This is a genomic window from Pantoea sp. 22096 (assembly GCF_052045955.1).
Lineage (GTDB): Bacteria > Pseudomonadota > Gammaproteobacteria > Enterobacterales > Enterobacteriaceae > Pantoea > Pantoea alfalfae.
Window position 1 is genome coordinate 17,526 of sequence record NZ_JBQEPW010000001.1, and the last position, 21,673, is coordinate 39,198.

Sequence of the window (21,673 nt, forward strand, 5' to 3'; positions counted from 1 at the left end):
ACGATTAGCCCCCGACGGCAGAAAGCGTGCGCAGAGTGGCGATCTTGTCCGGACGGAAACCGCTCCAGTGATCGTTATCTGCCATCACCACCGGAACCTGGCGATAACCCAGTGATTTCAGGTTGTCGATCGCCTCCGGCTGGCTGTCGAGATTGATCAGCTGATAAGCGAGACCCTGACGGTCCATCGCATTTTTGGTCGCCGTGCACTGGACACAATTGTCTTTAGTGTAAATAATAATGCGCATGATTCGTATTTCCCTCTGTATGCGGTTCTGATGACCGGAAATAAAGTCGATGCAGCCTGTTGCGGGCTTCATTCGGTCGGACATCGGGTGTCGTACTGATGAGATAAATACTAGATGTAGTGGTTTTGGTGGTCAAGCCCACCATATATAGGGTTTTATGATTTGCATTTGCGCAACAGAGGCAAAGCCAGCAGTAATGCGCCCTGCAGCCTGAAAAAATCTTTTGTAAATGTCGTCGGCCAGAAAAAGGGCAAAAAAAAGCCCCGCACAGGGCAGGGCTCAGGGGATTTTTTATACTTAGCGGCGAGAAGCCAGCAGTATACCGACTACGATACCGAACGCAGCACCGACACCCACACCGTGCCATGGTTTGTCATGCACGTAGGTATCAACCTGCGCACCGGCATCACGCGCAACCTGGGATACACGGTTGCTGCCGCCGTTCAGTTTAGAGCGGGTCTGCTTGAGCAGTTTTTCTGCCTGACTGCGGGCTGAATCCACTTCGTCTTTGGCGTCACTGCCATAAGATTTCAACAGCGCTTCGAGTGAATCGGCCAGCTCATTCACATCCTGATTGATATCAATGTCATCGTTTTTTACAGTGCGATTAAACATTTTTTAGCTCCCTTTGATTTAAAAACGTAATACTAGTGTAGACGACCTTTTGATAAACGAGACGCGGGAGTGTTCTTTAGGGAAAATTCCGAATGCCCACTCTGTCATGCTGATGTAAGGTTGCGAAGCTTTTGAAAGAGGAGAGGATCGAGCATGTATTTACGACCAGATGAGGTAGCGCGCGTACTGGAAAAAGCGGGTTTCGAAGTCGATGAAATTACTCCACGGGCCTATGGCTATCGCCGTGGTGAGAACTACGTTTATGTGAATCGCGAGGCGCGCATGGGGCGCATGGCTTTAGTGATTCACCCGACGCTGAAAGAGAAGAGCCAGCCGTTCGCTGAACCTGCTTCAGAAATGAAGACCTGCGATCACTACACCCAATTCCCTCTCTATCTGGCGGGTGATTCACAGGAACATTACGGCATCCCGCACGGATTCAGTTCCCGCATGGCGCTGGAACGCTATATTCAAAGCGTTTTCGGCTAACGCATCAGGCCCCGCCGCGACGGGGCACTGAACCGCCTGTCCGTCCTCCCTGTTTACCCTGCCGTTGCAATTACCCGCTGTGACGCGTATAAATTTGTCCCTTATAGATGTTTAGACGTCCATACGGATAAAAGTGATGAGCGAACAGCCAACTCCCTCGCAGGAACAATTCAAACGCACCATGAAAGTGCGCCATCTGGTGATGTTATCGCTGGGCGGCGTGATCGGCACCGGCCTCTTTTTTAACACTGGCTATATCATTTCAACCACCGGGGCAGCGGGTACGCTGCTCGCCTATCTGATTGGCGCGCTGGTGGTCTGGCTGGTGATGGTGTGTCTGGGCGAACTTTCCGTGGCGATGCCGGAAACCGGCGCGTTCCACGTCTATGCCGCACGCTATCTCAGCCCGGCAACCGGCTACACCGTGGCCTGGCTCTACTGGCTCACCTGGACCGTCGCCCTCGGCTCCAGCCTGACGGCGGCGGGCTTCTGTATGCAGTACTGGTTCCCGCAGATCCCGGTCTGGATTTGGTGCCTGGTCTTCTGCTGCGCCATCTATCTGCTCAACGTCATCTCCACCCGCTTCTTCGCAGAAGGAGAGTTCTGGTTCTCGCTGATAAAAGTTGTCACGATCGTCGCCTTTATCGTGCTGGGCGGCGCGGCGATGTTTGGCTTTATCCCGATGAAAGATGGCACCCCAGCGCCGGGCCTGAGCAATCTCACCGCGCACGGCTGGCTGCCCAACGGTGTACTGCCGATTCTGATGACCATGGTGGCAGTAAACTTCGCCTTTTCCGGCACCGAGCTGATCGGGATTGCGGCCGGTGAAACTCAGCAGCCGGAGAAAGTGCTGCCGCTGGCGATCCGCACGACGGTGGCCCGACTGATTATTTTCTTTATCGGCACGGTATTTGTGCTGGCGGCGCTGATTCCGATGGATCAGGCGGGGATTGTCAAAAGTCCGTTTGTGCTGGTGTTTGAAAAGATCGGCATCCCTTATGCGGCTGACATTATCAACTTTGTCATTCTGACCGCTATCCTGTCAGCGGCCAACTCGGGCCTCTATGCCTCCGGGCGGATGCTCTGGTCGCTGGCCAACGAAAGCACGCTGCCGCGCGCCTTTGCCAGCGTCAACAAGCGCGGCGTGCCCCTGCTGGCCATCACCGTCAGCATGATCGGTGGCTTACTGGCGCTGGTCTCCAGTGTAGTCGCGCCAGACACGGTATTTGTGGCGCTGTCGGCTATCTCTGGTTTCGCGGTCGTCGCGGTCTGGCTTAGCATCTGCGCCTCGCATTTTGTTTTCCGTCGGCGTCATCTTCAGCAGGGCAAATCGCTGGCCGATCTGGGCTACCGCGCGCCGCTCTATCCGCTGACGCCGATCCTGGGCTTTCTGCTCTGCCTGCTGGCCTGTGTCGGGCTGGCGTTTGATCCGACCCAGCGCATCGCGCTGTGGTGTGGCATCCCGTTTGTGCTGTTCTGCTATGCCGCTTACCATCTGACCCACAAATCATCCCCGAAGCCTGAGGAGGCCAAAGATGTCGCATAACCCTGTCGCGCAGGCTTTAACAGAGTCGCCGTTACTGATTCTGGATGGCGCGCTGGCCACCGAACTGGAAGCCCGCGGCTGTCATCTGGCCGATGCGCTCTGGTCAGCGAAAGTGCTGATGGAAAATCCTGAGCTGATCTACCAGGTGCACTACGACTATTTTGTTGCCGGGGCGCGCTGTGCCATCACTGCCAGCTATCAGGCGACGCCGCAGGGCTTTGCCACACGTGGCCTTGATGAGGCGCAGTCACTGGCGTTGATCGCCCAGAGCGTCGAGCTGGCGCGGCGCGCCCGTCAGGATTATCTGGCGGTCCGGCCCGACGCAAAAACGCTGCTGGTGGCGGGATCGGTGGGGCCGTATGGTGCATTCCTGGCGGATGGTTCGGAATATCGCGGCGATTACGCGTTGCCGGAAGCGGAGATGATGGCGTTTCACCGCCCGCGCGTGCAGGCGCTGCTGGCGGCGGGTGCCGATCTGCTGGCCTGTGAAACCCTGCCGTCCTTTGCTGAAGCGCAGGCGCTGGTGAAGCTGCTGTCTGAATTTCCTGAAAGCCGCGCCTGGTTCACGTTTACCCTGCGTGACGCCGGGCACATCAGCGACGGTACGCCGCTGTCAGAGGTGGTGAGCTGGCTGAATCAGCAGCCACAGGTGGTAGCGCTGGGGGTTAACTGTGTGGCACTTGAGAGCGTGACGCCTGCGCTGCACCAGCTGCAGAGGCTGACCGACAAACCGCTGGTGGTCTATCCCAACTCCGGCGAGCAGTATGATGCCAGCAGCAAAACCTGGCATTCAGCGCCATCAGGCTGCACGCTGCATGACAAACTGGCAGAGTGGCAGCAGGCGGGCGCGAAGCTGATTGGCGGCTGCTGTCGCACCTCACCCAACGACATCGCGGCTATCGCCCGCGCTTGTCAACCGCAATAAGCTGGCTGAATCGGGCGATGATAGCCCGATTGAGGTGGAGAGGGCGGTCTACACTCTGATCACTGATCACTCTGTGGACCCCTTCATGAAACAGCGAATTCTGGCCCTGGCCGCCGCGCTGCTGCTTAGCGGCTGTGCCACTATTGTCGGCAATGAAACCCAGCTGGTGCGCATCGACTCTCTGCCGCAGGGCGCGCGCTTTACCGTGCAGGATGAGCGTGGTTATGCGGTGGCGCAGGGTTTCACGCCGCAGACCGTTGAACTGGAAAAATCTACCGGCCGCTACTTCGGCAAAAAGCACTACCTGCTGATGCTGGAAAGCCCGGGCTACGTGCCGGTCACGGTGCCGATCGAGGCACGCGCTAACCTGTGGTATCTGCTGGGCAATATCCCGCTGGGTGGCTTCCCCGGCTGGCTGCTGGTCGATCCCTTCTATGGTGGCATGTACGACCTCAAGCCGGAACATCCGCGTCCCTTTATGAACCCGGTTGGCGCGCGCGGCTGATTACTGCGCGGTCGGCTTCACCATTCCGCCTGGCGTTTTATGGCGTTCCAGATACTGATGCTGGAAAATGCACATGCGGATGGTGTTGCGGTACTCCCCGTTAATGAAAAACTCATGCTTAAGCACGCCTTCGATCTCAAAGCCGAGCTTGGTGTAGATGTGGATCGCTTTTTCGTTTTCCTGATCGACAATCAGGTAGAGCTTATAAAGATTCAGCACCGAGAAGCCGTAATCCATCGCCAGCTTTGCCGCCTGTGTGGCCAGCCCTTTGCCCTGATGGGCCGGATCGATGATGATCTGAAACTCAGCGCGGCGGTGCACATGGTTAATTTCGACCAGTTCCACCAATCCCGCTTTCTGCCCGCTGTGTTCCACTACAAAGCGGCGTTCGGTCTGATCGTGAATGTGTTTGTTGTAGAGATCGGACAACTCCACAAACGCCTCATAAGGCTCCTCGAACCAGTAGCGCATCACGCTGGCGTTGTTATCCAGCTGATGGACAAAGTGCAGATCTTCCCGCTCCAGCGGACGCAGTTTTACCGTCATTACCTGACTCCTTTTTTAAAGAAACTGCCGCGAGTATACCGCATCAGCCTTGTGCTGCGATTTGCGCAGTCGCATACCTGTTCTGGCTTTAGGCGTTATGGCGTGGGAGAAGAGAGGTAACGGCGGGCATAGGGGCGTGTTAAGACAGGCGGGAGAAAGCAATAGCGCCGGACGGCAGATTAACGCCGTCCGGCCTGATTTCAGGCAGAGATCTGTTCGATGATGCGACCCTGCGACATGTGCACGGCGCGATCGCACATATGATCGATCACATCGGGATCGTGGCTCACCAGCACCATGGTCAGGCCATCCTGCTGTTTCAGATCGTTGAGCAGATTAAGGATCTCCGCCTGCACTGACATATCCAGCGCCGACGTCGGCTCATCCAGCAGCAGGATCTTCGGCTGCAGCAGCAGGGCGCGCACGATGGCGACGCGCTGACGCTGACCGCCGGAGAGCTGATGCGGATAGCGATCCGCCAGCGCGGGATCGAGTCCGACGTGACGAAAGCCCTGATCGATACGATCGTTGATATTGTCGCGTTTCAGTAGCTTGAGCGGCTCCGCCAGGGTGCGACGCAGCCGGTGACGTGGATGCAGCGAGGCATAGGGATCCTGAAACACCATCTGCACTTCCTGACGCAGCGCGCCGGTAAAGACTTTGCCCGGCTGAACCGCGTGACCGGCAAGTTGCATCTGGCCCTGCCAGTGTGGATTCAGACCTGCCAGCACCCACAGCAGCGACGACTTACCGCAGCCCGAAGGCCCCACCAGACCAAAACACTCACCAGCATTAACCGCCAGGTTGACCTCGTGCACCACGGTGCGCAGGTCATAACCCTGTTTGTGGGCGACGCTTAGATTCTGCAGCTTAATCATAATTTGCCTCCAGCGCAGCGCGATCCAGCACCGGTAAAGCCTGTCCGTGAGTCGCTTTGCCCGGACGGCAGGCCCACAGCGTGCGGGTATAGGGATGGGTGGCGCGCGACAGGTCGGCGGCGGGCAGCGTATCCAGCAATCGGCCTTTGTACATCACCATGACCCGCTCGCAATGTTCTGAAACCTGCTGCAGATCATGGCTAATCAGGAGCAGACCCATGTTGCGCGCTTCCACCAGACCGCGGATCAGCGCCAGCACCTGATCGCGCATGGCATGATCCAGCGCAGAAGTCGGTTCATCGGCGATCAGGAAATCGGGATCGGTAATCAGGGCGATCGCCAGCATCACCCGCTGACCCATGCCGCCAGAGAGCTGATGCGGATACTGCTGCATCAGACGACGCGGATCGGGCAGGCCGACCGCATCCAGCATTTCACACACTTTCTCTTTGCGCTCGGCACGGCTCAGGCGGCGATGCAGGATCAGCGGCTCTTCCACCTGCCAGCCAATGGTGCGCGTCGGGTTAAGGGCATACTTCGGGTCCTGCATCACCATCGCCACGCGGTTACCGCGCAGCTGATTCCAGTGACGCTCACTCAGCCTCAGCGCATTCTCACCGGCGACCTGAAGCTGGCTGGCCTGCAGATGCAGCGCGGGCGAGAGTAAGCCCATCAGGCTGCGGGCGGTCAGTGATTTGCCGGAACCGGACTCACCCACCAGCGCCACGCGCTCGCGACCCACGGAAAAGCTGATGTTATCGACCAGCAGCGCATCATCGCTGCGAATGGTCAGCCCTTCGGCATGGAGCAGATTATTTTGCATGACGGGTATCCAGTCGGTCGCGCAGGCCATCGCCTGTCAGGTTAAAGGCCAGGCTGGCAAACAGAATGGCCGCGCCTGGGGCGGCGGCAACCCACCACTGATCGAAGATCACTTTACTGCCTTCGGCGACCATTGAACCCCATTCCGCCGTCGGCGGCTGAACGCCCATGCCGAGGAAACCAAGACCGGCAGCAGCCAGGATAATCCCGCCCAGGCTCAGCGCGGCGCGGACGACCGCCGTCGGCATACAGAGCGGCAGGATATGACCAAACATCAGGCGAAAGCCCGTAATGCCCTGCATCCGCGCGGCAGCAAGGTAGTCGCTGCGACGCAGCGCCAGAGTCTCGGCACGCGCCTGACGGGCAAACGGCGGCCAGCTGGTCAGCGCCAGTGCCAGCGCACCGTTCATCAGCCCTGGGCCGAGAATCGCCACCAGCGCCAGCGCGATCACCAGGTTCGGCAGCGACAGGAAGATATCGGTAATGCGCATCAGCAGGCGTTCGGTCCAGCCGCCGACGTAACCAGCGGTGATGCCGATCAGCAGCCCTGCCGGAATGGTCAGCACCAGAATCAGCGACACCAGCAGCAGCGTAGGACGTGCGCCGTAAATCACGCGCGACAGCAGATCGCGGCCAAAGCCGTCGGTACCAAACCAGTGCTGCGCCGACGGTGCCAGCAGGCGGCTCGACATGGTCTGCATATTTGGGTCGAACGGCGCAATCAGCGGTGCCAGCAGCGCCATCAGGATAAGAATCGCCACCAGCGTCAGCCCAACGGTTAACGAGGTCACGCGTTGACGGCGACGGCGTGGTCGCAGCGTTTCGAGTTCAGAGAGTTGTTGCGTCATCGGGTTCTCGGATCGGTTAACCAGGTTAAAACATCCGCCAGGGCGTTAATCAGAATAAAGCAGCTACCGATCAACAGGGTGGAGCCCAGAATCGCCGGCACATCGCCGGAGAACAGCGCATTGGTCATGTAGCGACCCACACCCGGCCAGGCAAAGACAGTTTCGGTCAGCACCGAACCTTCCAGCAGCGTGGCGTAGGAGAGGGCGATTACCGTAACCAGCGTGCCCAGCACGTTAGGGAAGATATGGCGCAGCAGGATGCGCACCCGACCCGCGCCTTTAGCACGCGCCAGCACCACATACTCTTTGCTGCTTTCTTCCAGCAGCGCAGCACGCAGCAGGCGGGTAATGCCCGCCATCGCCAGCAGGCCGAGGATTACCACCGGCAGCCAGAGGTGCGCAATCGCATTGCGGAACATTTCCGGTTCACCCGACAGCCAGCTGTCGATCAGGACAAAGCCGGTCTTCGGCTCCAGGGTATAGACCCAGATATCATCCAGCCGTCCCGGTCCGGCGGACCAGTGCAGCACCGCATAAAAGAGCAGCAGACCCAGCAGGCCGAGCCAGAACACCGGCACCGAGTAGCCCAGCAGCGAGATAAAGCGGGCGAGATTATCAATCCAGCTGCCTGGTTTCCAGGCGGCCAGCAGCGCCAGCGTGACGCCGAACACCACTGCGAAGATCATCGCGCAGGTCGCCAGCTCAATGGTGGCGGGGAAGGTGGTCATCAGGTCGCCGCTCACCGACTGATTGGTCAGACGGGAGACACCGAGATCGCCGTGCGCCAGATGTTCGATGTAGCGCCAGAACTGCATCAGCACCGGTTGGTCGAGACCCAGGTCGTGACGCACCTGTTGATAGGTTGCTTCACTGGCATGATCGCCAGCGATCTGCTGCACGGGATCAATCGGCGAGAGATGCGACAGCATAAAGGTGAAGGCGAGCAGGCCAAGCAGCGTGACCAGCAGCGACAACACGCTACCGATCAGCCGTCCGCCACGCTGCCAAAAAAGCCGGGCGAACCCGGCTGAAGGAACAGACTGTGCCATTACTTAGTGACCTGCGAGTAATACACCATGTCAGGGTTGATGCCCTGCACATAGCCTTTCAGGTTGTCGCGCAGGGCAATCAGGTTCTTCGCCTGCATGCCAATCACGTAAGGAGAGCTCTTCATCACGTCACGCTGCATCGCTTCATACAGCGCGATGCGCTTCTTCGGATCGCTCTCCGCCGTGGCCGCAATCACCTGCTTGTTCAGCTCAGGAATATGCCAGTCTGAACGGTAAGCGATGGTTTTGCTGCCATCTTCCGGGTTATATGCAAACGAGGCGGCATTGGTGTTCGGATCGAAGTAGTCGGAACCCCAGGCGTTCAGCGTCGCTTCATATTTATGCGCTTTCACGTTGGTAGAGACTTCGGAACTCAGGCCCGGCACCACTTCCACTTTCACGCCCGCTTTGGCGAAGCTGCCCTGCAGCGCCTGCGCGATATCCAGATAAGGCGGCTGGTTGCTGGTGGAGAGCTTGAAGGTGACGTTGTTCAGGCCCGCTTTCTTCAGAATCGCTTTGGCTTTTTCCGGATCGTAGCTGTATGGCGTGTCGTTGATTGCGCCCAGGAAGCCCTTAGGCAGGAAGCTCTGATGTACGTCGAACTGACCTTTCAGCAACTCATTAGCAATACCTTTGTAGTCCCACAGGTAGCGTGCTGCTTCCCAGAAGGCCGGGTTCTTCATCGTCTCATTCGCGCCGATGTTGAACTGGATGTAGTAGAGTGACGCCATTGGAATCGCTTCCGTCTTCACGCCAGGTTTGCCGTTCAGGGCAGCAATCTGATCGGCACCCAGGTTACGGGCGATATCGGCATCACCCTGTTCCAGCAGCAGACGACGCGCAGCCGGTTCCGGGACGTTTTTTATCAGGATGTTCTTCATTTTTGGCGCGCCCGCCGGTGAGGTCGGGTTGGCGCTGAGCAGCACCACCTGATGCATCACCACTTTACGGATCTGGTACGGACCGCTGCCCGCTGAGTGGGTTGCCAGCCAGGCGTTACCAAAATCGCCGTTCTTCGCGTTTGCCATCGCGGTTTTTTCATCGACGATCGAAGAAACCGGTGCAGAGAGCAGGCTCAGCACGTAGGTCGGGCTGACGTTGGCGGTCCAGCTGATCTGCACATGATTGTCGTCGATCTTCTTCAGGAAGCCATCAACGTTATCTTTGGTCCAGCCGAGCTGCGTCAGGATGAAAGAGGGATCGAGGTTCAGTTTCACCACGCGGCCCAGCGAGAAGATCACATCTTCCGGGCGCAGCGGGTTACCGGTGGAGAATTTCGCATCTTTGCGCAGTTCAAAGGTCAGGCTGCGGTTGTCGCTGCCGGGCTGCCATGAGGTCGCCAGTGTCGGTTTCAGGTCCACCGGATTCTGCGGGTCAGACTGTACCAGACGCTGATAGATGTTCGTAAAGGCCTGAACGCTGGTCAGTTCAAACCCTTTGGCCGGGTCGAAGCTGTCGGCGTCGTCGGTAGATTGAGCAATGACCAGCGTATCTTTTGGTGTTGCGGCCTGGGCTGTGAAGGCGGCAGCCAGCGTCAGCGCCAGCAGTGATGGAATTATAGTTTTCATGAAATTTCCTTGCCTCTGAAAAGTTACGCGAGTTTACGAAAGGGCCGATGCGAAGAATAGTCGAATATGGGCTAATCATATGCCAAAAGGTTATAAAGGCTATCGGGAGGTTATAAGAAGATCGCCACGCTGTTACCGAAGCGGCAACCTGAGCAGAAACAAATCCTCAACGAAACCGTTATTCAATACGTTATTGCTTTACCGAAGCCGGCCTCTCTTTATAATGGCGGCAGATAACTTCAGGAGAATTCAGTTGGACAGTCACCCGAGATTACCCTTTATTCTGGCAAGCTGAATTTCCTCTGCTGCTTGCCAACCGGCGAGCAGCGATCCCCGCTTTAATTAACGATCGCGCTCCTTATTTTTAATCCTGTTATCACCAGGAGTGCGCGTTATGCTGCTGTTTATATTGGCTCTTTTTCCTCCGCCCCGTCTGGCGTAGCCCAGGCTGCGCCCAATCGCTGATATCAGACTTTTAAAACGCCGCGTATAAACGGCGTCAGGTAACCCTGCGCGCGTCATTATTTTTCACGCAGGCGGAATAACCTGACTGTTTCTGAAAGTCACTCCATTAAATAACCCGGCCACGCCAGGTTTTATCCATGCACGTTATTTTTCGTGCAGGACAACTATTGCTTTAAATCAGGGAGGTGTCGAAATGAGCGACATGAAACTGGAACAGGTTGCGATCACTTCATCCGGCAACCGTAATGATAAAAAAAGTAAAAAAATGTTTGCTGTGGCGCAGCAGGCAGACCAGCACATTGATATGACGCTGGCGAACCTGCGCAGCCAGCGTCAGGGGCTGAGTCAGGATGAAGCGGCGAAACGACTGGCTTTGTATGGCCGTAATGAAGTGGCGCATGAGAAAGCGCCACCTGCGCTGATTCAGCTGCTGATGGCATTTAATAACCCGTTTATCTACGTATTACTGGTCCTGGCGCTGGTGAGCCTGTTTACCGACTATATTCTGCCGCTGCGCGCCGGTCAGGAGACCGATCTCTCCGGCGTCATCATCATCTTCACCATGGTGATGCTGAGCGGGCTGCTGCGTTTCTGGCAGGAGTTTCGCACCAACCGTGCGGCGCAGGCTCTGAAGTCACTGGTGCGCAGCCAGGTCACCGTGCTGCGCCGTGAGCCGGGCAGCGAAACCGCGCAGCGCCAGGATGTGGATATGAGTGAACTGGTGCCAGGCGATATCATTCTGCTCAGCACTGGCGATCAGGTGCCTGCCGATGTCCGTCTGCTGAGTTCACGTAATCTGTTTATCAGTGAAGCAGTACTGACCGGCGAGTCGCTGCCGGTTGAGAAACAGAGCTGCGATGCGGGTATCGATGCCGAAGGTCAGACCGCCCAGGAGCGGCTGGCATCACCGAATATCTGCCTGATGGGCACCAGCGTGGCCAGTGGCACAGCCAGCGCAGTCGTCGTCGCGACCGGTGGCGAAACCTGGTTTGGTTCACTGGCTTCATCGCTGACCGGAAGCCGTCCGCAGACCGCGTTTGACCGCGGGGTGAACAGCGTCAGCAAGCTGCTGATCCGCTTTATGCTGGTGATGGTCCCGGTGGTGCTGCTGATTAACGGCTTCACCAAAGGGGACTGGATGGATGCCACGCTGTTTGCTTTGGCGGTCGCGGTCGGGTTGACCCCGGAAATGCTGCCGATGATTGTCAGCGCTAACCTGGCTAAGGGCGCGATTGCGATGTCACGTCGCAAAGTGATCGTTAAAAAGCTCAACGCCATTCAGAACCTCGGCGCGATGGATGTGCTCTGCACCGATAAAACCGGCACGCTGACCCAGGACACCATCCTGCTGGCGCATCATCTGGATGCGCGGGGCAACGAAGATGCACAGGTGCTGCTGCTGGCCTGGCTCAACAGCGGCAGCCAGAGTGGCGCGAAAAACCTGATGGATCGCGCCTTACTCTGCGCCGGCGACAAGGTCATTTCACAGTCTCAGCGCAGCCAGTTCCAGCTGATCGATGAGCTTCCGTTTGATTTTACCCGCCGTCGGGTGTCGGTGCTGGTGGAAGATCTGACTCAGCATCGTTCACAACTGATCTGCAAAGGCGCAGTGGAAGAGATGCTGGCAGTGAGCATTGCTGTGCGGCAGGGCGACACGGTGGTCGCACTGGATGCGGCACAGCGTGCGGCGCTGCTGGCGCAGACTGAACACTATCATCAGCAGGGTTATCGCGTGCTGCTGGTGGCAACCCGTGATGGTGAGCTACACGCGCCGCTCAGCGACAGTGATGAGCGCGATCTGATTATCCAGGGAATGCTGACTTTCCGCGATCCACCTAAAGCCAGCGCGGGTAAGGCGATTAAAGCCCTGCGTGACAGCGGTGTGACGGTGAAAGTGCTGACCGGTGACAATCCGCTGGTGACGCTGCGGGTCTGTGCCGATGTCGGGCTGACCGATCCGGCGATGCTGACCGGCGATCAGATTGAGGCGATGAACGATGATGAGCTGGCGCAGGAAGCTGAACGCTGCACCCTCTTTGCTCAGCTGACGCCGCTGCAGAAATCCCGTCTGGTGCGGCTGATGCAGCAGAACGGTCACACCGTCGGGTTCCTGGGCGATGGCATTAATGACGCGCCTGCGCTGCGGGCGGCTGATACCGGGATTTCCGTGGACAGCGCGGCGGATGTGGCGAAAGCCTCATCGGACATCATCCTGCTGGAGAAGGATTTACAGGTGCTGAATGAGGGTGTACTCAAAGGACGCGAGACCTTTGGCAACATCATCAAGTATCTCAACATGACCGCCAGCTCCAACTTCGGCAACGTTTTCTCGCTGCTGGTGGCCAGTGCCTTTATTCCGTTTCTGCCGATGCTGTCGATTCATCTGCTGATTCAGAACCTGATGTATGACGTTTCTCAGCTGGCGCTGCCGTGGGACAAGGTTGACCGTGAGTTTCTGAATAAGCCGCGTAAATGGGATGCCGGCAACATCAAGCGCTTCATGCTGTGGATGGGCCCGACGTCATCAATTTTTGACGTCACCACCTTTGCGCTGATGTGGTTCGTTTTCGGCGCTAACCATGCAGGCGTGCAGTCGCTGTTCCAGTCCGGCTGGTTTATCGAGGGGTTACTGTCACAGACGCTGGTGGTGCATATGCTGCGTACCCGGAAGATTCCGTTTATCCAGAGTCGCGCCACCTTACCGGTGATGCTGACCACGCTGGCGGTGATGGCGCTGGGCATCCTGATTCCGTTTTCACCGCTGGGTGCGATGGTCGGACTGGTGCCACTGCCATGGCAATATTTCCCGTGGCTGGTGCTGACGCTGTTCAGCTACTGCCTGGTGGCGCAGGGCATGAAGCGTTTCTATATCCGTCGGTTTGGTCAGTGGTTCTAGGGAGGCGAAGATGAAAAAAGGCAGGCTCGATACGGTTTTTTTCGGCGTGATGATCATCGGCTTAACTCTGATTGCGCTGACGGTCATCGTGCGGTGATGGCGTTGTAATAGAGCGGTAATTGAGAGGCAGCGAGGCAACTCGCTGCCTTTTTTATTGATGCAGTTACTCTTCGTCGCGCTCACGGCTGGCGCGCTGGCGCTCATAGTATTCATCTTCTGCTGTGATGATCTCATCCATCAGCGAATCCATATCCACCACGCGCTCCTCTTCCACAAACTTCCCGGTAAGCGGCGTTTCCGGGGTCAGTTTGCCATCTTCGTAAAGTTGCCAGATCTCTTTGGCATAGCGCGTCTTCAACAGCTGCGGAGCGAACTGACCGTAGTAAGAGGTGATGTTGTCCACGTCACGTTCGAACATCGACTCAGCATGATTGTTGGCTGCCGCATCGACCGCCTGTGGCAGGTCGATAATCACCGGCCCCTGATCGTCCAGCAGCACGTTGAACTCGGATAAGTCACCATGGACGATACCGGCACAGAGCATACGCACAATGTTGCGGATCATGGTGTGGAAGTCGGTAATCGCTTCCTCTTCGGAGAGCGTGACGTCGCTGAGGCGCGGTGCGACAGAGCCATTGGCATCGGTCACCAGCTCCATCAATAACACGCCGTCAATGCAGAGATAAGGCTGGGGCACGCGAACACCGGCATTAGCCAGGCGGAACAGGGCGTCCACTTCAGCAGTCTGCCAGGACTCCTCCTGCTGCTTACGGCCAAACTTCGTGCCTTTCTGCATGGCACGGGCGTTACGGCTGTTGCGGGTTTTACGTCCTTCCTGATACTGCACCGCCTGCTTGAAGCTACGCTGGGTCGCTTCTTTATAAACTTTGGCGCACTGCACCTTGCCGCCGCATAGCACGGTATAGACGTCTGCTTCTTTGCCGCTTTTCAGCCGCTGCAGGACATCGTCAATCAGGCCGTCATCGACCAGGGGCTGGATTCTGTTTGGGATTTTCATGCGGCTTTATACCTTATTTCACCCGCTTTTCGTATCACTTTGCGATGATGGAAAACATTGGCAATGACTGAACAAAGTATCTGATTCTACCCTGGAAAGTGGCGTTGTGGGGATGAACCTTGATGCGTTGCGCTTTTGACCTTTGTTTTATCATAAACAACGGATTAGGCGGGAGAGCAGGGCGGTTTTATCTGCCAGAGATTCGCTTTTTCACGTCACAGGGCAGCATCATGTCAGCGAGATGTACCTGAATAGCAGGCGGATGCGGGTATAAAGGCCGAAATCCTGCTCAGAGAATTTCAGCCCGCCTGCGGGATTACTTCAGACCTTTAAGCACTTTAACCGTGCTTTCAATGTCGATCTCATCTTCGGAGAAGATCAGTGTCGTTCCCTGGAACGTGGTGACCGCCAGCTTTTTCAGCGAGCGCATCTCACTGGCGTTCGGGTCAGACTTTGGCCGGATATTATTCAGCAACAGGCCCACTGACAACACTGCGTTCTCTTTGTCGACACCGGCATCGACCGGCACTTCTTCGTTGTAGACCAGATAAGACTTAATCGAGGTGATCTTGAGCCGCTCACCTGCGATATAGATGTATTTGCTGGTCGGCGCGACTTTCACCGCATAGGCGGATAAGCCTTTATTGTTGGTGGTGGGTTCAAATGTCACCGCCGCATCTTTCTTAATCAGATCAGGATTGGCGACTTTAATCACATGAAAATAGCGGTTATCACCGTTTTCATCTTTGATAAAGCCAAAACCTTTATCTTCAAACCAGGTTGTGATCGTTCCGTTCATCGCCATTTTTGCCTGCTTAATCTACTCAGTTTTTTACAGCGCGCAGTGTAAAGCACAATGCCTGCGCAGACTATATAAGTCTGGATGATAATTTTCGACCGGGCAAGAGGATGTGTGGGGGGCCAGCGCTGAGGTGAAAGCGCTTTGGGACAGAGAGATTAACCGGCGGACGTCGCAACGCTCGCCTGCCGGTGAATGTTAGCTACTCGTTGCCCCAGCGGTTCAGGAACTCGGCGATATCATCAATACGCTGCTCATCGATACCCGCTTCGCGCGCCATATCCTGCTGCGACTCTTCACTGATCTCTTCGTTATTCATCAGACGGGTGATCAGCAGCTGGAAGTAATGCGCCAGTGGCGTACGTTCAGCTTCGCTTACCGGCTTAGCGGACTCCGTCGCATACTCATCTGCGACATCATAGTATTTGAGAGAGATTTCGTTATTCATAAGGTGTCCGCAGCGTTGAGAGTAAGTAGCGACCGGATTCTGACCCGGTTTGTGGGGCTATTATTTCGTGTTTGGGTTGAGGCTGTAAAGGGGCTATTTTGGGGGAGTAAGACGAGGCTCTGGAGAGAAATTTTTGGCATTCAGGGTTGAGGATTTTTTAAAAGCGCCGCAAGCAAAATAACAGACACAAAAAAGCCCGCAAGGCTTTCACCTTGCGGGCTCTCAGGACTTCGATGATGGTTCTGGTAACCATCAACCAAGAATTTTGGTGGAGCTGGCGGGAGTTGAACCCGCGTCCGAAATTACTACACCGTCGGCACTACATGCTTAGTCAGTTTTTACATTCGCCGGTTAGCTGCGAACAGACACGCCACTAACAGACTAGCCTGATTGGATTTAACGCTTCAACCCCAGGCAAGGTATCCACGCGATCTCTTTTGGGTTTGACTTCTCTTGATCCCCGTCTTAAGAGCGGAAGCTAGGGAGAGAAGGCTCTAAGCAGGTTATTAAGCTGCTAGTGCGTAGTTTTCGTCGTTTGCGACTATTTTTTTGCGGCTTTTTACGAGGCAAACCGCCCCTCGGCATGCTCCTAAGGCTTCACAATCCCGTCGAGTCCAGAATCAGCCCCAGAACTTTAAATACTAGCAATTAAATAGCTTAAAATCCAGTGCTTAGCGCGCTGAATTCTTCATGATACGTGCTTTGTCTAATTTCCATTCGCGATCTTTAATGTCATCGCGCTTGTCATGCTCTTTCTTACCGCGTGCAACACCAATCTTCAGTTTGCACCAGGCATTCTTCCAGTACAGCGACAGTGCCACGATGGTGTAACCTTCGCGGTTGACGCGGCCATACAGGGAGTCGAGTTCACGTTGCTTCAGCAGCAGTTTACGGCTGCGCGTGGGGTCACAGACCACGTGACTGGAGGCAACGGCTAAGGGTTGAAAGGTTGAACCGAACAGAAAGGCTTCGCCATCGCGCAGCAGAATATAGCTGTCGCTGATGTTAGCTTTACCAGCACGAAGTGACTTAACTTCCCATCCTTGTAACGACAATCCCGCCTCATACTCCTCTTCGATGAAGTACTCGTGGCGAGCGCGTTTGTTCATGGCAACAGTGGCAGAACCGGGTTTGTGTGCTTTTTTCTTTGTCATAGTGTGGCGTATTTTACATCACTTAGTCGGTTATCGCATCCCCAGTCCAGCGGGGCAGCAGGAAACGGGATATTCTAGCACACCCTCACTCGGGGACATTTTTGTTTAATCGCTGAAAATGCTACTATTCAGCGGTTTTGTGATGAACAGGAACCATTATGGCTCAGATTAGTCGTTCGGCGCTGGTCCCGTTTAGTGCCGGGCAGATGTACAAACTTGTAAATGATGTGGATGCCTATCCGCAATTCCTGCCGGGTTGCACCGGAAGCCGCGTACTGGATGCGTCTGAAAATCAGATGACGGCGTCGGTAGATGTGTCGAAGGCGGGCATCAGCAAAACATTTACTACCCGCAACACCCTTACGGATAACCAGAGCATTCATATGCAACTGGTAGATGGACCGTTCCGCAAGCTGACCGGCGGCTGGACGTTCGTCTCGCTGGGCGATGACGCCTGTAAGGTGGAGTTAAGCCTGGAGTTTGAATTCACCAATATGCTGGTAGAGATGGCCTTTGGACGTATTTTCAAAGAGCTTGCCAACAGCATGGTGCAGGCTTTCACTCAGCGTGCCAAAGAGGTATACAGTGCCTGAGATCTCCGTTGAGGTGGTCTACGCCCTACCTGAAAAACAGTATCAGCTTTACGTAAAAGTGGAGCAGGGCAGCACGGTTGAACAGGCTATCCTGAAATCAGGCCTGCCTGAACTGCGTCGTGAGATTGACCTCGCCAGCAACAAAGTAGGCATCTACAGTCGGCCAGTGAAGCTGGATGATGTGGTTCAGGAGGGCGATCGTATTGAGATCTATCGTCCGCTGATTGCCGATCCAAAAGAGCTGCGTCGTCAGCGCGCAGAGCGAGCGGCAGAAAGCAAAAAATAAGTCGTTATACCGCCAGAATCAGCGGATAGCCGGCATAAAAAAAGGCGCTCAGTGCGCCTTTTGTGCTGTCTTTAAACGGTCTGTCGCGAAATCAGTCGTTGTTCTTTGACAGATTCTGCTTGTTATCGATATTGGTCAGAACACCGTTGCCATCAAAGGTCAGCGTCAGCGTCTGCTGCTTCACGCGCTCATGACCTGGCTCCTGACGGAAAACGTAATACCAGACGTTGCTGCCAAACGGATCTTTCATCATCGGCGTACCGAGCGTGTAAGCCACCTGCTGCTGTGTCATACCGGTATGGATCTTGGCCACATCGTTGGCAACCAGATAATTACCCTGGTTGATATCAGGACGATAGACCACGCGCTCTAAGGTGGAACATCCGGCGGTCATCATCAACATTACCACTGCCGCGGCAGTCAGCGTTTTACAGCGCATCTATACATTCCTTTTCCGGGGCCAAACGCCTTTAACAGGCGGCTTTCTTGCCATCAAAATCTGAACTCTGCCTGCGGCAGGCTTTATTACTCTGGCGACATAAGTGCCGATGATAATAAACCTTTTCGCCGTTGGAAACCTCTACAGAGCAAGCATATGACCACGGTGGGTTAAAAAAGTGCGCTGCTATGCGGCTAAAAGTTCTTTTGCGTTGGCCAGGGTATTGCGTGTCACCTCGCTGCCGCCCAGCAGTCGCGCCAGTTCCTGCAGACGCGCCCGCTTATCCAGCGGCTGCATATGGGTTTCGGTCATCGCGCCATCGGTCTCTTTGCTGACATAGAAGTGCTGATGACCACAACCGGCAACCTGCGGCAGGTGGGTGACACACATGACCTGGGTCGATTCACCCAGTTGACGGAGCAGTTTACCGACGACGGCGGCGGTCGGGCCGCTGATTCCGACATCCACTTCATCGAAAATCATCGCCGGCGTTTCCATTTTCTTCGCGGTGATCACCTGAATCGCCAGCGCGATACGTGACAGTTCACCGCCCGAAGCGACTTTGCCTAACGGCTGAAGTGGCTGACCTGGGTTCGTCGTCACCTGGAAGTCAACGCGGCTCGCGCCATCTGCCGTCAGTTGATCCGGATTAAAGTTCAGGGCGATTTTAAACTGGCCATGGGGCATTGAAAGCAGATGCATACTCTGGGTAATCAGCTGCTGCAGTTCATCGGCAAAGTGGCTGCGCTGCTGATGCAGCTGCTCTGCGCTTTGCAGTGCCGCCTGATAATGTTCACCCACCAGCGATTGCAGGCTTTCCTGGTCGCTTTCGTGCTGTGACAGCAGCTCGGCTTCTGCCAGCAACTGCTGATGCAGTTCAGGCAGACCTTCTGGCGTGACGTGATGCTTACGTGCCAGCGCAATCTGGCGGGAAATACGCTTCTCAAGTTCGTACAGGCGATTGGGGTCCAGGTCAAGGCTGTCGCAGTAGTGACGCAGTTCGTCGCTGGCTTCGCTCAGCTGAATCGCCGCCTCCTCCAGCAGGTTATGAACGCCGTTCAGCTTCTCATCCAGCGAGGTCAGTTCTGAAATCATCTCACGCGCGGTGTAGAGCAGGCTGTTGAGATTATTGTCATCGCTGTCTGCTAACAGCTGCAGCGCCTGCTGGCTGGTCGACAGTAGCTGTCCGCTGTTGGCAAGGCGCTTGTACTCTTCGTCAATCTGCTCGTATTCGCCCTGCTGCGGGGCAAACTCGTTCAGCTCTTTGAGCTGATACTGCAATAGCTCGCGACGTGATTCGCGCTCCTGCGCCTGCTGCTGATGCAGCGCCAGGGTGCGACAGCTCTGGTGCCAGGTCTGATAACTGGCGCGCATTTGCTGCAGGAGAGCGTCGTGACCGGCATAGGCATCCAGCAGATGCTTTTGATGATCGGGTTTGAGCAAAAGCTGATGGGCATGCTGACCGTGGATCTGGATAAGCAGCTGGCCCAGATCGCGCAGCTGAGAGAGCGGCACCGCTGTGCCATTGATAAAGCCGCGGGAACGACCGTCAGCGCTGATGACCCGACGCAGCAGACACTCGTTGCCGTCGTCGAGTTGATTATCCATCAGCCAGCGCTGAGCAGAAGGGGAGGACTTAAGCTGGAAGCGGGCGCAAAGGTCAGCCCGGCTGGCACCCTGACGCACCATGTCAGCATCGGCACGGCCGCCCAGACATAATCCCAGCGCATCAATCGCGATGGACTTACCGGCACCGGTTTCACCAGTGATTGCAGTCATGCCGCGTTGGAAATCAATGTCGAGCTCACGAACGATAGCGAAATTACTGATGGTCAGTTGGGCCAGCATAGGTTCACCTGTACGAATAAACACATATGGTTTTTCATACAGTATAAACTGGTTTTTTATCCAGTAAAGAGAAGAGGCCGGTTTTCAGAACAATTTTTTTGACCAGCCTAGCTTTGAACTCAGCGTATTGAAATAGCTGTAATTTTTAGGATGAATTAAATCAAGATGACCGGCACTGCGTCGAATCAGTACATCTTCACCTTCCTGAATAGGCAGCGCAATCTGGCTGTCACAGCTGATTTCCAGGTCGCTGCGACGTGAAGAAAAGCGCAGACGGATGGTACTGCTGCTGTTGATGACCAGTGGACGCGCTGACAGCGTATGCGGGAACATCGGTACCAGCACAATGGCTTCGAGTGACGGCGTCAGAATCGGACCACCCGCAGAGAGGGAATAGGCAGTAGAGCCGGTGGGTGTTGAGATAATCAGCCCATCAGAGCGCTGGGAAAAGGCGAACACTTCATCAATGTAGACTTCAAATTCGATCATGTGCGCGACTTTACCGGGATGCAGCACCACTTCGTTGATGGCAGAGCCAATACGCGGTGAGCAGTCAGATTTGCACACCTGCGCTTCCAGCAGAAAGCGGCTCTCGACGAAATAGTTGCCCTGAAGGACCTCATCCAGCTGTTGCTGCGCATTGTCCGGGTCAAGATCGGTGAGAAAACCGAGATTACCGCGATTAATGCCAATCACTTTAATATCATAGCGCGCCAGCACCCGCGCAGCGCCCAGCATATTACCATCACCGCCCACAACGACTGCTAAATCAGCCTGCGCACCAATCTCCGCCAGCGTGCCGGTCTGCACGTCGTGAAGCGACAGCTCCTGGGCAATCTGCTTCTCAACGATCACCTGATAACCTTTGGCCGTCAGCCAGCGCCAGAGCATCTCATGCGTGGTTAGCGCGGTGGGATGGCGCGGATGACCCACGATACCAATGCAGTTAAAGTGTTTGTTCATCTGGTCGGTGTTCCTTATAAGCCAAAACGGCAAGGCAATGTGATAGGTTCCCTTGAATCCGTCATACCAATCCCCATAATAAGCCAACCAGCGAAATGAATGTGCAAAACGCGGAGAAATTCATGAGTAGTAAAGAACAGAACACCCCAAACGAGCAAGTCTCAGACGAAATTCAGCAGGATCAGCAGCAACCTCAGGAAGCGGAGACAGCAGCAGAGGTGGATCCGCGTGATGAGCGTATTGCTCAGCTCGAAGCTGAATTAGCGCAGTCGCAGACCGGTGTACGCGATGCCCAACTGCGTGCGCAGGCTGAGGTTGAGAACATTCGTCGTCGTGCCGAGATGGACGTTGAGAAGGCGCACAAGTTTGCGCTGGAGAAGTTTGCCAATGAACTGCTTCCGGTCATCGACAGCCTGGAACGTGCGCTGGAAGTGGCCAATAAAGAGGACCCACAGCTGGCATCCATGATCGAAGGGATTGAACTGACGCTCAAAGGCTTGCTCGGTGCCGTGCGTAAGTTCGGTGTTGAAGTGGTCGGCGAAACCGGCGTGCCATTCAACCCTGAAGTCCATCAGGCGATGTCGATGATGGAGTCTGAAGAATTTGAACCTAACCATGTCATGCTGGTGATGCAGCGTGGCTATACGCTGAATGGTCGCCTGCTGCGCCCGGCGATGGTTGCGGTTTCTAAAGCTAAAAGCTGATTCAACGCCTGAATCCTGTTAC

24 protein-coding genes and 1 other RNA gene are annotated in these 21,673 nt (G+C 55.8%); 9 read left to right on the forward strand and 16 right to left on the reverse strand.

Annotation, left to right across the window (positions count from 1 at the left end; all coding sequences use genetic code 11):
* Nucleotides 1-4: 4 nt before the first annotated feature.
* Nucleotides 5-247, reverse strand: a complete 243-nt coding sequence (gene nrdH / locus ACTJKZ_RS00075; protein WP_010257769.1) for a glutaredoxin-like protein NrdH — start codon at nt 245-247, stop codon at nt 5-7.
* Nucleotides 248-544: 297 nt separating this feature from the next.
* Nucleotides 545-862 carry a DUF883 family protein gene (locus ACTJKZ_RS00080; protein WP_033733577.1) on the reverse strand — a complete coding sequence of 106 codons (318 nt, stop codon included), beginning with the start codon at nt 860-862 and terminating at the stop codon, nt 545-547.
* Between the two features lie 153 nt (nt 863-1,015).
* Between ACTJKZ_RS00080 and ACTJKZ_RS00085 the strand changes: the two genes are divergently transcribed.
* The 4 genes from ACTJKZ_RS00085 (at nt 1,016) to ACTJKZ_RS00100 (ending at nt 4,327) form a co-directional block, all read left to right on the forward strand.
* Entirely contained in the window at nt 1,016-1,351 is a 336-nt protein-coding gene (locus tag ACTJKZ_RS00085; protein WP_003850360.1) for a DUF2002 family protein, read from the forward strand.
* Nucleotides 1,352-1,487: 136 nt separating this feature from the next.
* The gene (gene mmuP / locus ACTJKZ_RS00090; RefSeq protein WP_440829067.1) at nt 1,488-2,897 is read left to right on the forward strand and encodes an S-methylmethionine permease; all 1,410 of its coding nucleotides are present in this window, start codon (nt 1,488-1,490) and stop codon (nt 2,895-2,897) included.
* Nucleotides 2,887-3,822: a homocysteine S-methyltransferase gene (gene mmuM, locus ACTJKZ_RS00095; RefSeq protein ID WP_222925107.1), complete on the forward strand. Its 936-nt coding sequence runs from the start codon at nt 2,887-2,889 to the stop codon at nt 3,820-3,822. The genes mmuP and mmuM overlap by 11 nt, the downstream gene beginning before the upstream one ends.
* 85 nt (nt 3,823-3,907) lie before the next feature.
* Entirely contained in the window at nt 3,908-4,327 is a 420-nt protein-coding gene (locus tag ACTJKZ_RS00100; protein WP_010257757.1) for a hypothetical protein, read from the forward strand.
* Here the strand turns inward: ACTJKZ_RS00100 and speG are convergent, their stop codons facing one another.
* The 6 genes from speG to ACTJKZ_RS00130 form a co-directional block, all read right to left on the reverse strand.
* Nucleotides 4,328-4,873, reverse strand: coding sequence for a spermidine N1-acetyltransferase (speG, locus tag ACTJKZ_RS00105; protein WP_003850356.1), 546 nt, complete (start codon nt 4,871-4,873; stop codon nt 4,328-4,330).
* A gap of 200 nt (nt 4,874-5,073) precedes the next feature.
* Nucleotides 5,074-5,751: an ABC transporter ATP-binding protein gene (locus ACTJKZ_RS00110; protein WP_222925108.1), complete on the reverse strand. Its 678-nt coding sequence runs from the start codon at nt 5,749-5,751 to the stop codon at nt 5,074-5,076.
* Entirely contained in the window at nt 5,744-6,574 is an 831-nt protein-coding gene (locus ACTJKZ_RS00115; RefSeq protein ID WP_253419697.1) for an ABC transporter ATP-binding protein, read from the reverse strand. The genes ACTJKZ_RS00110 and ACTJKZ_RS00115 overlap by 8 nt, the downstream gene beginning before the upstream one ends.
* Nucleotides 6,564-7,421 carry an ABC transporter permease gene (locus ACTJKZ_RS00120; protein ID WP_033733571.1) on the reverse strand — a complete coding sequence of 286 codons (858 nt, stop codon included), beginning with the start codon at nt 7,419-7,421 and terminating at the stop codon, nt 6,564-6,566. The genes ACTJKZ_RS00115 and ACTJKZ_RS00120 overlap by 11 nt, the downstream gene beginning before the upstream one ends.
* Entirely contained in the window at nt 7,418-8,470 is a 1,053-nt protein-coding gene (locus tag ACTJKZ_RS00125; RefSeq protein WP_033733570.1) for an ABC transporter permease, read from the reverse strand. Before ACTJKZ_RS00125 ends, ACTJKZ_RS00120 begins: the two co-directional genes overlap by 4 nt.
* Nucleotides 8,470-10,038 (reverse strand): ABC transporter substrate-binding protein, encoded by a 1,569-nt coding sequence (locus tag ACTJKZ_RS00130; protein ID WP_161735782.1) that lies wholly within the window; start codon nt 10,036-10,038, stop codon nt 8,470-8,472. Before ACTJKZ_RS00130 ends, ACTJKZ_RS00125 begins: the two co-directional genes overlap by 1 nt.
* 658 nt (nt 10,039-10,696) lie before the next feature.
* On the opposite strand from ACTJKZ_RS00130, the gene mgtA reads away from it, so the two are divergent.
* Entirely contained in the window at nt 10,697-13,399 is a 2,703-nt protein-coding gene (gene mgtA / locus ACTJKZ_RS00135) for a magnesium-translocating P-type ATPase (RefSeq protein WP_440829068.1), read from the forward strand.
* Between the two features lie 10 nt (nt 13,400-13,409).
* Nucleotides 13,410-13,496 carry a magnesium transporter protection protein MgtU gene (mgtU, locus tag ACTJKZ_RS00140; RefSeq protein WP_371876303.1) on the forward strand — a complete coding sequence of 29 codons (87 nt, stop codon included), beginning with the start codon at nt 13,410-13,412 and terminating at the stop codon, nt 13,494-13,496.
* 66 nt (nt 13,497-13,562) lie between these two features.
* Here mgtU and ACTJKZ_RS00145 read toward each other — a convergent pair whose 3' ends face one another.
* The 5 genes from ACTJKZ_RS00145 to smpB form a co-directional block, all read right to left on the reverse strand.
* Nucleotides 13,563-14,417, reverse strand: a complete 855-nt coding sequence (locus tag ACTJKZ_RS00145; protein WP_253419691.1) for a PA4780 family RIO1-like protein kinase — start codon at nt 14,415-14,417, stop codon at nt 13,563-13,565.
* Between the two features lie 316 nt (nt 14,418-14,733).
* On the reverse strand, nt 14,734-15,222 hold the full coding sequence (locus tag ACTJKZ_RS00150) for a cold-shock protein (protein ID WP_135907825.1): 489 nt from the start codon (nt 15,220-15,222) through the stop codon (nt 14,734-14,736).
* A gap of 196 nt (nt 15,223-15,418) precedes the next feature.
* Nucleotides 15,419-15,664 carry a YmjA family protein gene (locus ACTJKZ_RS00155; protein ID WP_161735776.1) on the reverse strand — a complete coding sequence of 82 codons (246 nt, stop codon included), beginning with the start codon at nt 15,662-15,664 and terminating at the stop codon, nt 15,419-15,421.
* A 266-nt stretch (nt 15,665-15,930) separates the two neighbouring features.
* Nucleotides 15,931-16,292: a transfer-messenger RNA gene (gene ssrA / locus ACTJKZ_RS00160) on the reverse strand.
* Nucleotides 16,293-16,335: 43 nt separating this feature from the next.
* On the reverse strand, nt 16,336-16,818 hold the full coding sequence (smpB, locus tag ACTJKZ_RS00165) for an SsrA-binding protein SmpB (protein WP_033733561.1): 483 nt from the start codon (nt 16,816-16,818) through the stop codon (nt 16,336-16,338).
* 158 nt (nt 16,819-16,976) lie between these two features.
* Between smpB and ACTJKZ_RS00170 the strand changes: the two genes are divergently transcribed.
* Together ACTJKZ_RS00170 and ACTJKZ_RS00175 are read left to right on the forward strand one after the other, a co-directional pair.
* Nucleotides 16,977-17,411, forward strand: coding sequence for a type II toxin-antitoxin system RatA family toxin (locus tag ACTJKZ_RS00170; RefSeq protein ID WP_161735774.1), 435 nt, complete (start codon nt 16,977-16,979; stop codon nt 17,409-17,411).
* A complete protein-coding gene (locus ACTJKZ_RS00175) occupies nt 17,404-17,697 on the forward strand; it encodes an RnfH family protein (RefSeq protein ID WP_222925112.1) in 294 nt (97 codons plus the stop codon). Before ACTJKZ_RS00170 ends, ACTJKZ_RS00175 begins: the two co-directional genes overlap by 8 nt.
* 91 nt (nt 17,698-17,788) lie before the next feature.
* Here ACTJKZ_RS00175 and bamE read toward each other — a convergent pair whose 3' ends face one another.
* The 3 genes from bamE to nadK all read right to left on the reverse strand — a co-directional run bounded on the left by bamE (nt 17,789) and on the right by nadK (nt 20,947).
* Nucleotides 17,789-18,136 carry an outer membrane protein assembly factor BamE gene (bamE, locus tag ACTJKZ_RS00180; protein WP_161735770.1) on the reverse strand — a complete coding sequence of 116 codons (348 nt, stop codon included), beginning with the start codon at nt 18,134-18,136 and terminating at the stop codon, nt 17,789-17,791.
* 186 nt (nt 18,137-18,322) lie between these two features.
* Complete coding sequence (gene recN, locus ACTJKZ_RS00185) at nt 18,323-19,984, reverse strand: DNA repair protein RecN (protein ID WP_161735768.1); 1,662 nt, start codon at nt 19,982-19,984, stop codon at nt 18,323-18,325.
* 84 nt (nt 19,985-20,068) lie between these two features.
* The gene (nadK, locus tag ACTJKZ_RS00190; protein ID WP_161735766.1) at nt 20,069-20,947 is read right to left on the reverse strand and encodes an NAD(+) kinase; all 879 of its coding nucleotides are present in this window, start codon (nt 20,945-20,947) and stop codon (nt 20,069-20,071) included.
* A gap of 122 nt (nt 20,948-21,069) precedes the next feature.
* Between nadK and grpE the strand changes: the two genes are divergently transcribed.
* A complete protein-coding gene (gene grpE, locus ACTJKZ_RS00195) occupies nt 21,070-21,651 on the forward strand; it encodes a nucleotide exchange factor GrpE (RefSeq protein WP_003848585.1) in 582 nt (193 codons plus the stop codon).
* Nucleotides 21,652-21,673 lie beyond the last annotated feature (22 nt).

What these genes read in the sequence shown, in the direction of transcription:
- nrdH (WP_010257769.1), bottom strand. Translation starts at nt 247, where the DNA reads ATGCGCATTATTATTTACACTAAAGACAATTGTGTCCAGTGCACGGCG.
- ACTJKZ_RS00080 (WP_033733577.1), bottom strand. Translation starts at nt 862, where the DNA reads ATGTTTAATCGCACTGTAAAAAACGATGACATTGATATCAATCAGGAT.
- ACTJKZ_RS00085 (WP_003850360.1), top strand. Translation starts at nt 1,016, where the DNA reads ATGTATTTACGACCAGATGAGGTAGCGCGCGTACTGGAAAAAGCGGGT.
- mmuP (WP_440829067.1), top strand. Translation starts at nt 1,488, where the DNA reads ATGAGCGAACAGCCAACTCCCTCGCAGGAACAATTCAAACGCACCATG.
- mmuM (WP_222925107.1), top strand. Translation starts at nt 2,887, where the DNA reads ATGTCGCATAACCCTGTCGCGCAGGCTTTAACAGAGTCGCCGTTACTG.
- ACTJKZ_RS00100 (WP_010257757.1), top strand. Translation starts at nt 3,908, where the DNA reads ATGAAACAGCGAATTCTGGCCCTGGCCGCCGCGCTGCTGCTTAGCGGC.
- speG (WP_003850356.1), bottom strand. Translation starts at nt 4,873, where the DNA reads ATGACGGTAAAACTGCGTCCGCTGGAGCGGGAAGATCTGCACTTTGTC.
- ACTJKZ_RS00110 (WP_222925108.1), bottom strand. Translation starts at nt 5,751, where the DNA reads ATGATTAAGCTGCAGAATCTAAGCGTCGCCCACAAACAGGGTTATGAC.
- ACTJKZ_RS00115 (WP_253419697.1), bottom strand. Translation starts at nt 6,574, where the DNA reads ATGCAAAATAATCTGCTCCATGCCGAAGGGCTGACCATTCGCAGCGAT.
- ACTJKZ_RS00120 (WP_033733571.1), bottom strand. Translation starts at nt 7,421, where the DNA reads ATGACGCAACAACTCTCTGAACTCGAAACGCTGCGACCACGCCGTCGC.
- ACTJKZ_RS00125 (WP_033733570.1), bottom strand. Translation starts at nt 8,470, where the DNA reads ATGGCACAGTCTGTTCCTTCAGCCGGGTTCGCCCGGCTTTTTTGGCAG.
- ACTJKZ_RS00130 (WP_161735782.1), bottom strand. Translation starts at nt 10,038, where the DNA reads ATGAAAACTATAATTCCATCACTGCTGGCGCTGACGCTGGCTGCCGCC.
- mgtA (WP_440829068.1), top strand. Translation starts at nt 10,697, where the DNA reads ATGAGCGACATGAAACTGGAACAGGTTGCGATCACTTCATCCGGCAAC.
- mgtU (WP_371876303.1), top strand. Translation starts at nt 13,410, where the DNA reads ATGAAAAAAGGCAGGCTCGATACGGTTTTTTTCGGCGTGATGATCATC.
- ACTJKZ_RS00145 (WP_253419691.1), bottom strand. Translation starts at nt 14,417, where the DNA reads ATGAAAATCCCAAACAGAATCCAGCCCCTGGTCGATGACGGCCTGATT.
- ACTJKZ_RS00150 (WP_135907825.1), bottom strand. Translation starts at nt 15,222, where the DNA reads ATGGCGATGAACGGAACGATCACAACCTGGTTTGAAGATAAAGGTTTT.
- ACTJKZ_RS00155 (WP_161735776.1), bottom strand. Translation starts at nt 15,664, where the DNA reads ATGAATAACGAAATCTCTCTCAAATACTATGATGTCGCAGATGAGTAT.
- smpB (WP_033733561.1), bottom strand. Translation starts at nt 16,818, where the DNA reads ATGACAAAGAAAAAAGCACACAAACCCGGTTCTGCCACTGTTGCCATG.
- ACTJKZ_RS00170 (WP_161735774.1), top strand. Translation starts at nt 16,977, where the DNA reads ATGGCTCAGATTAGTCGTTCGGCGCTGGTCCCGTTTAGTGCCGGGCAG.
- bamE (WP_161735770.1), bottom strand. Translation starts at nt 18,136, where the DNA reads ATGCGCTGTAAAACGCTGACTGCCGCGGCAGTGGTAATGTTGATGATG.
- recN (WP_161735768.1), bottom strand. Translation starts at nt 19,984, where the DNA reads ATGCTGGCCCAACTGACCATCAGTAATTTCGCTATCGTTCGTGAGCTC.
- nadK (WP_161735766.1), bottom strand. Translation starts at nt 20,947, where the DNA reads ATGAACAAACACTTTAACTGCATTGGTATCGTGGGTCATCCGCGCCAT.
- grpE (WP_003848585.1), top strand. Translation starts at nt 21,070, where the DNA reads ATGAGTAGTAAAGAACAGAACACCCCAAACGAGCAAGTCTCAGACGAA.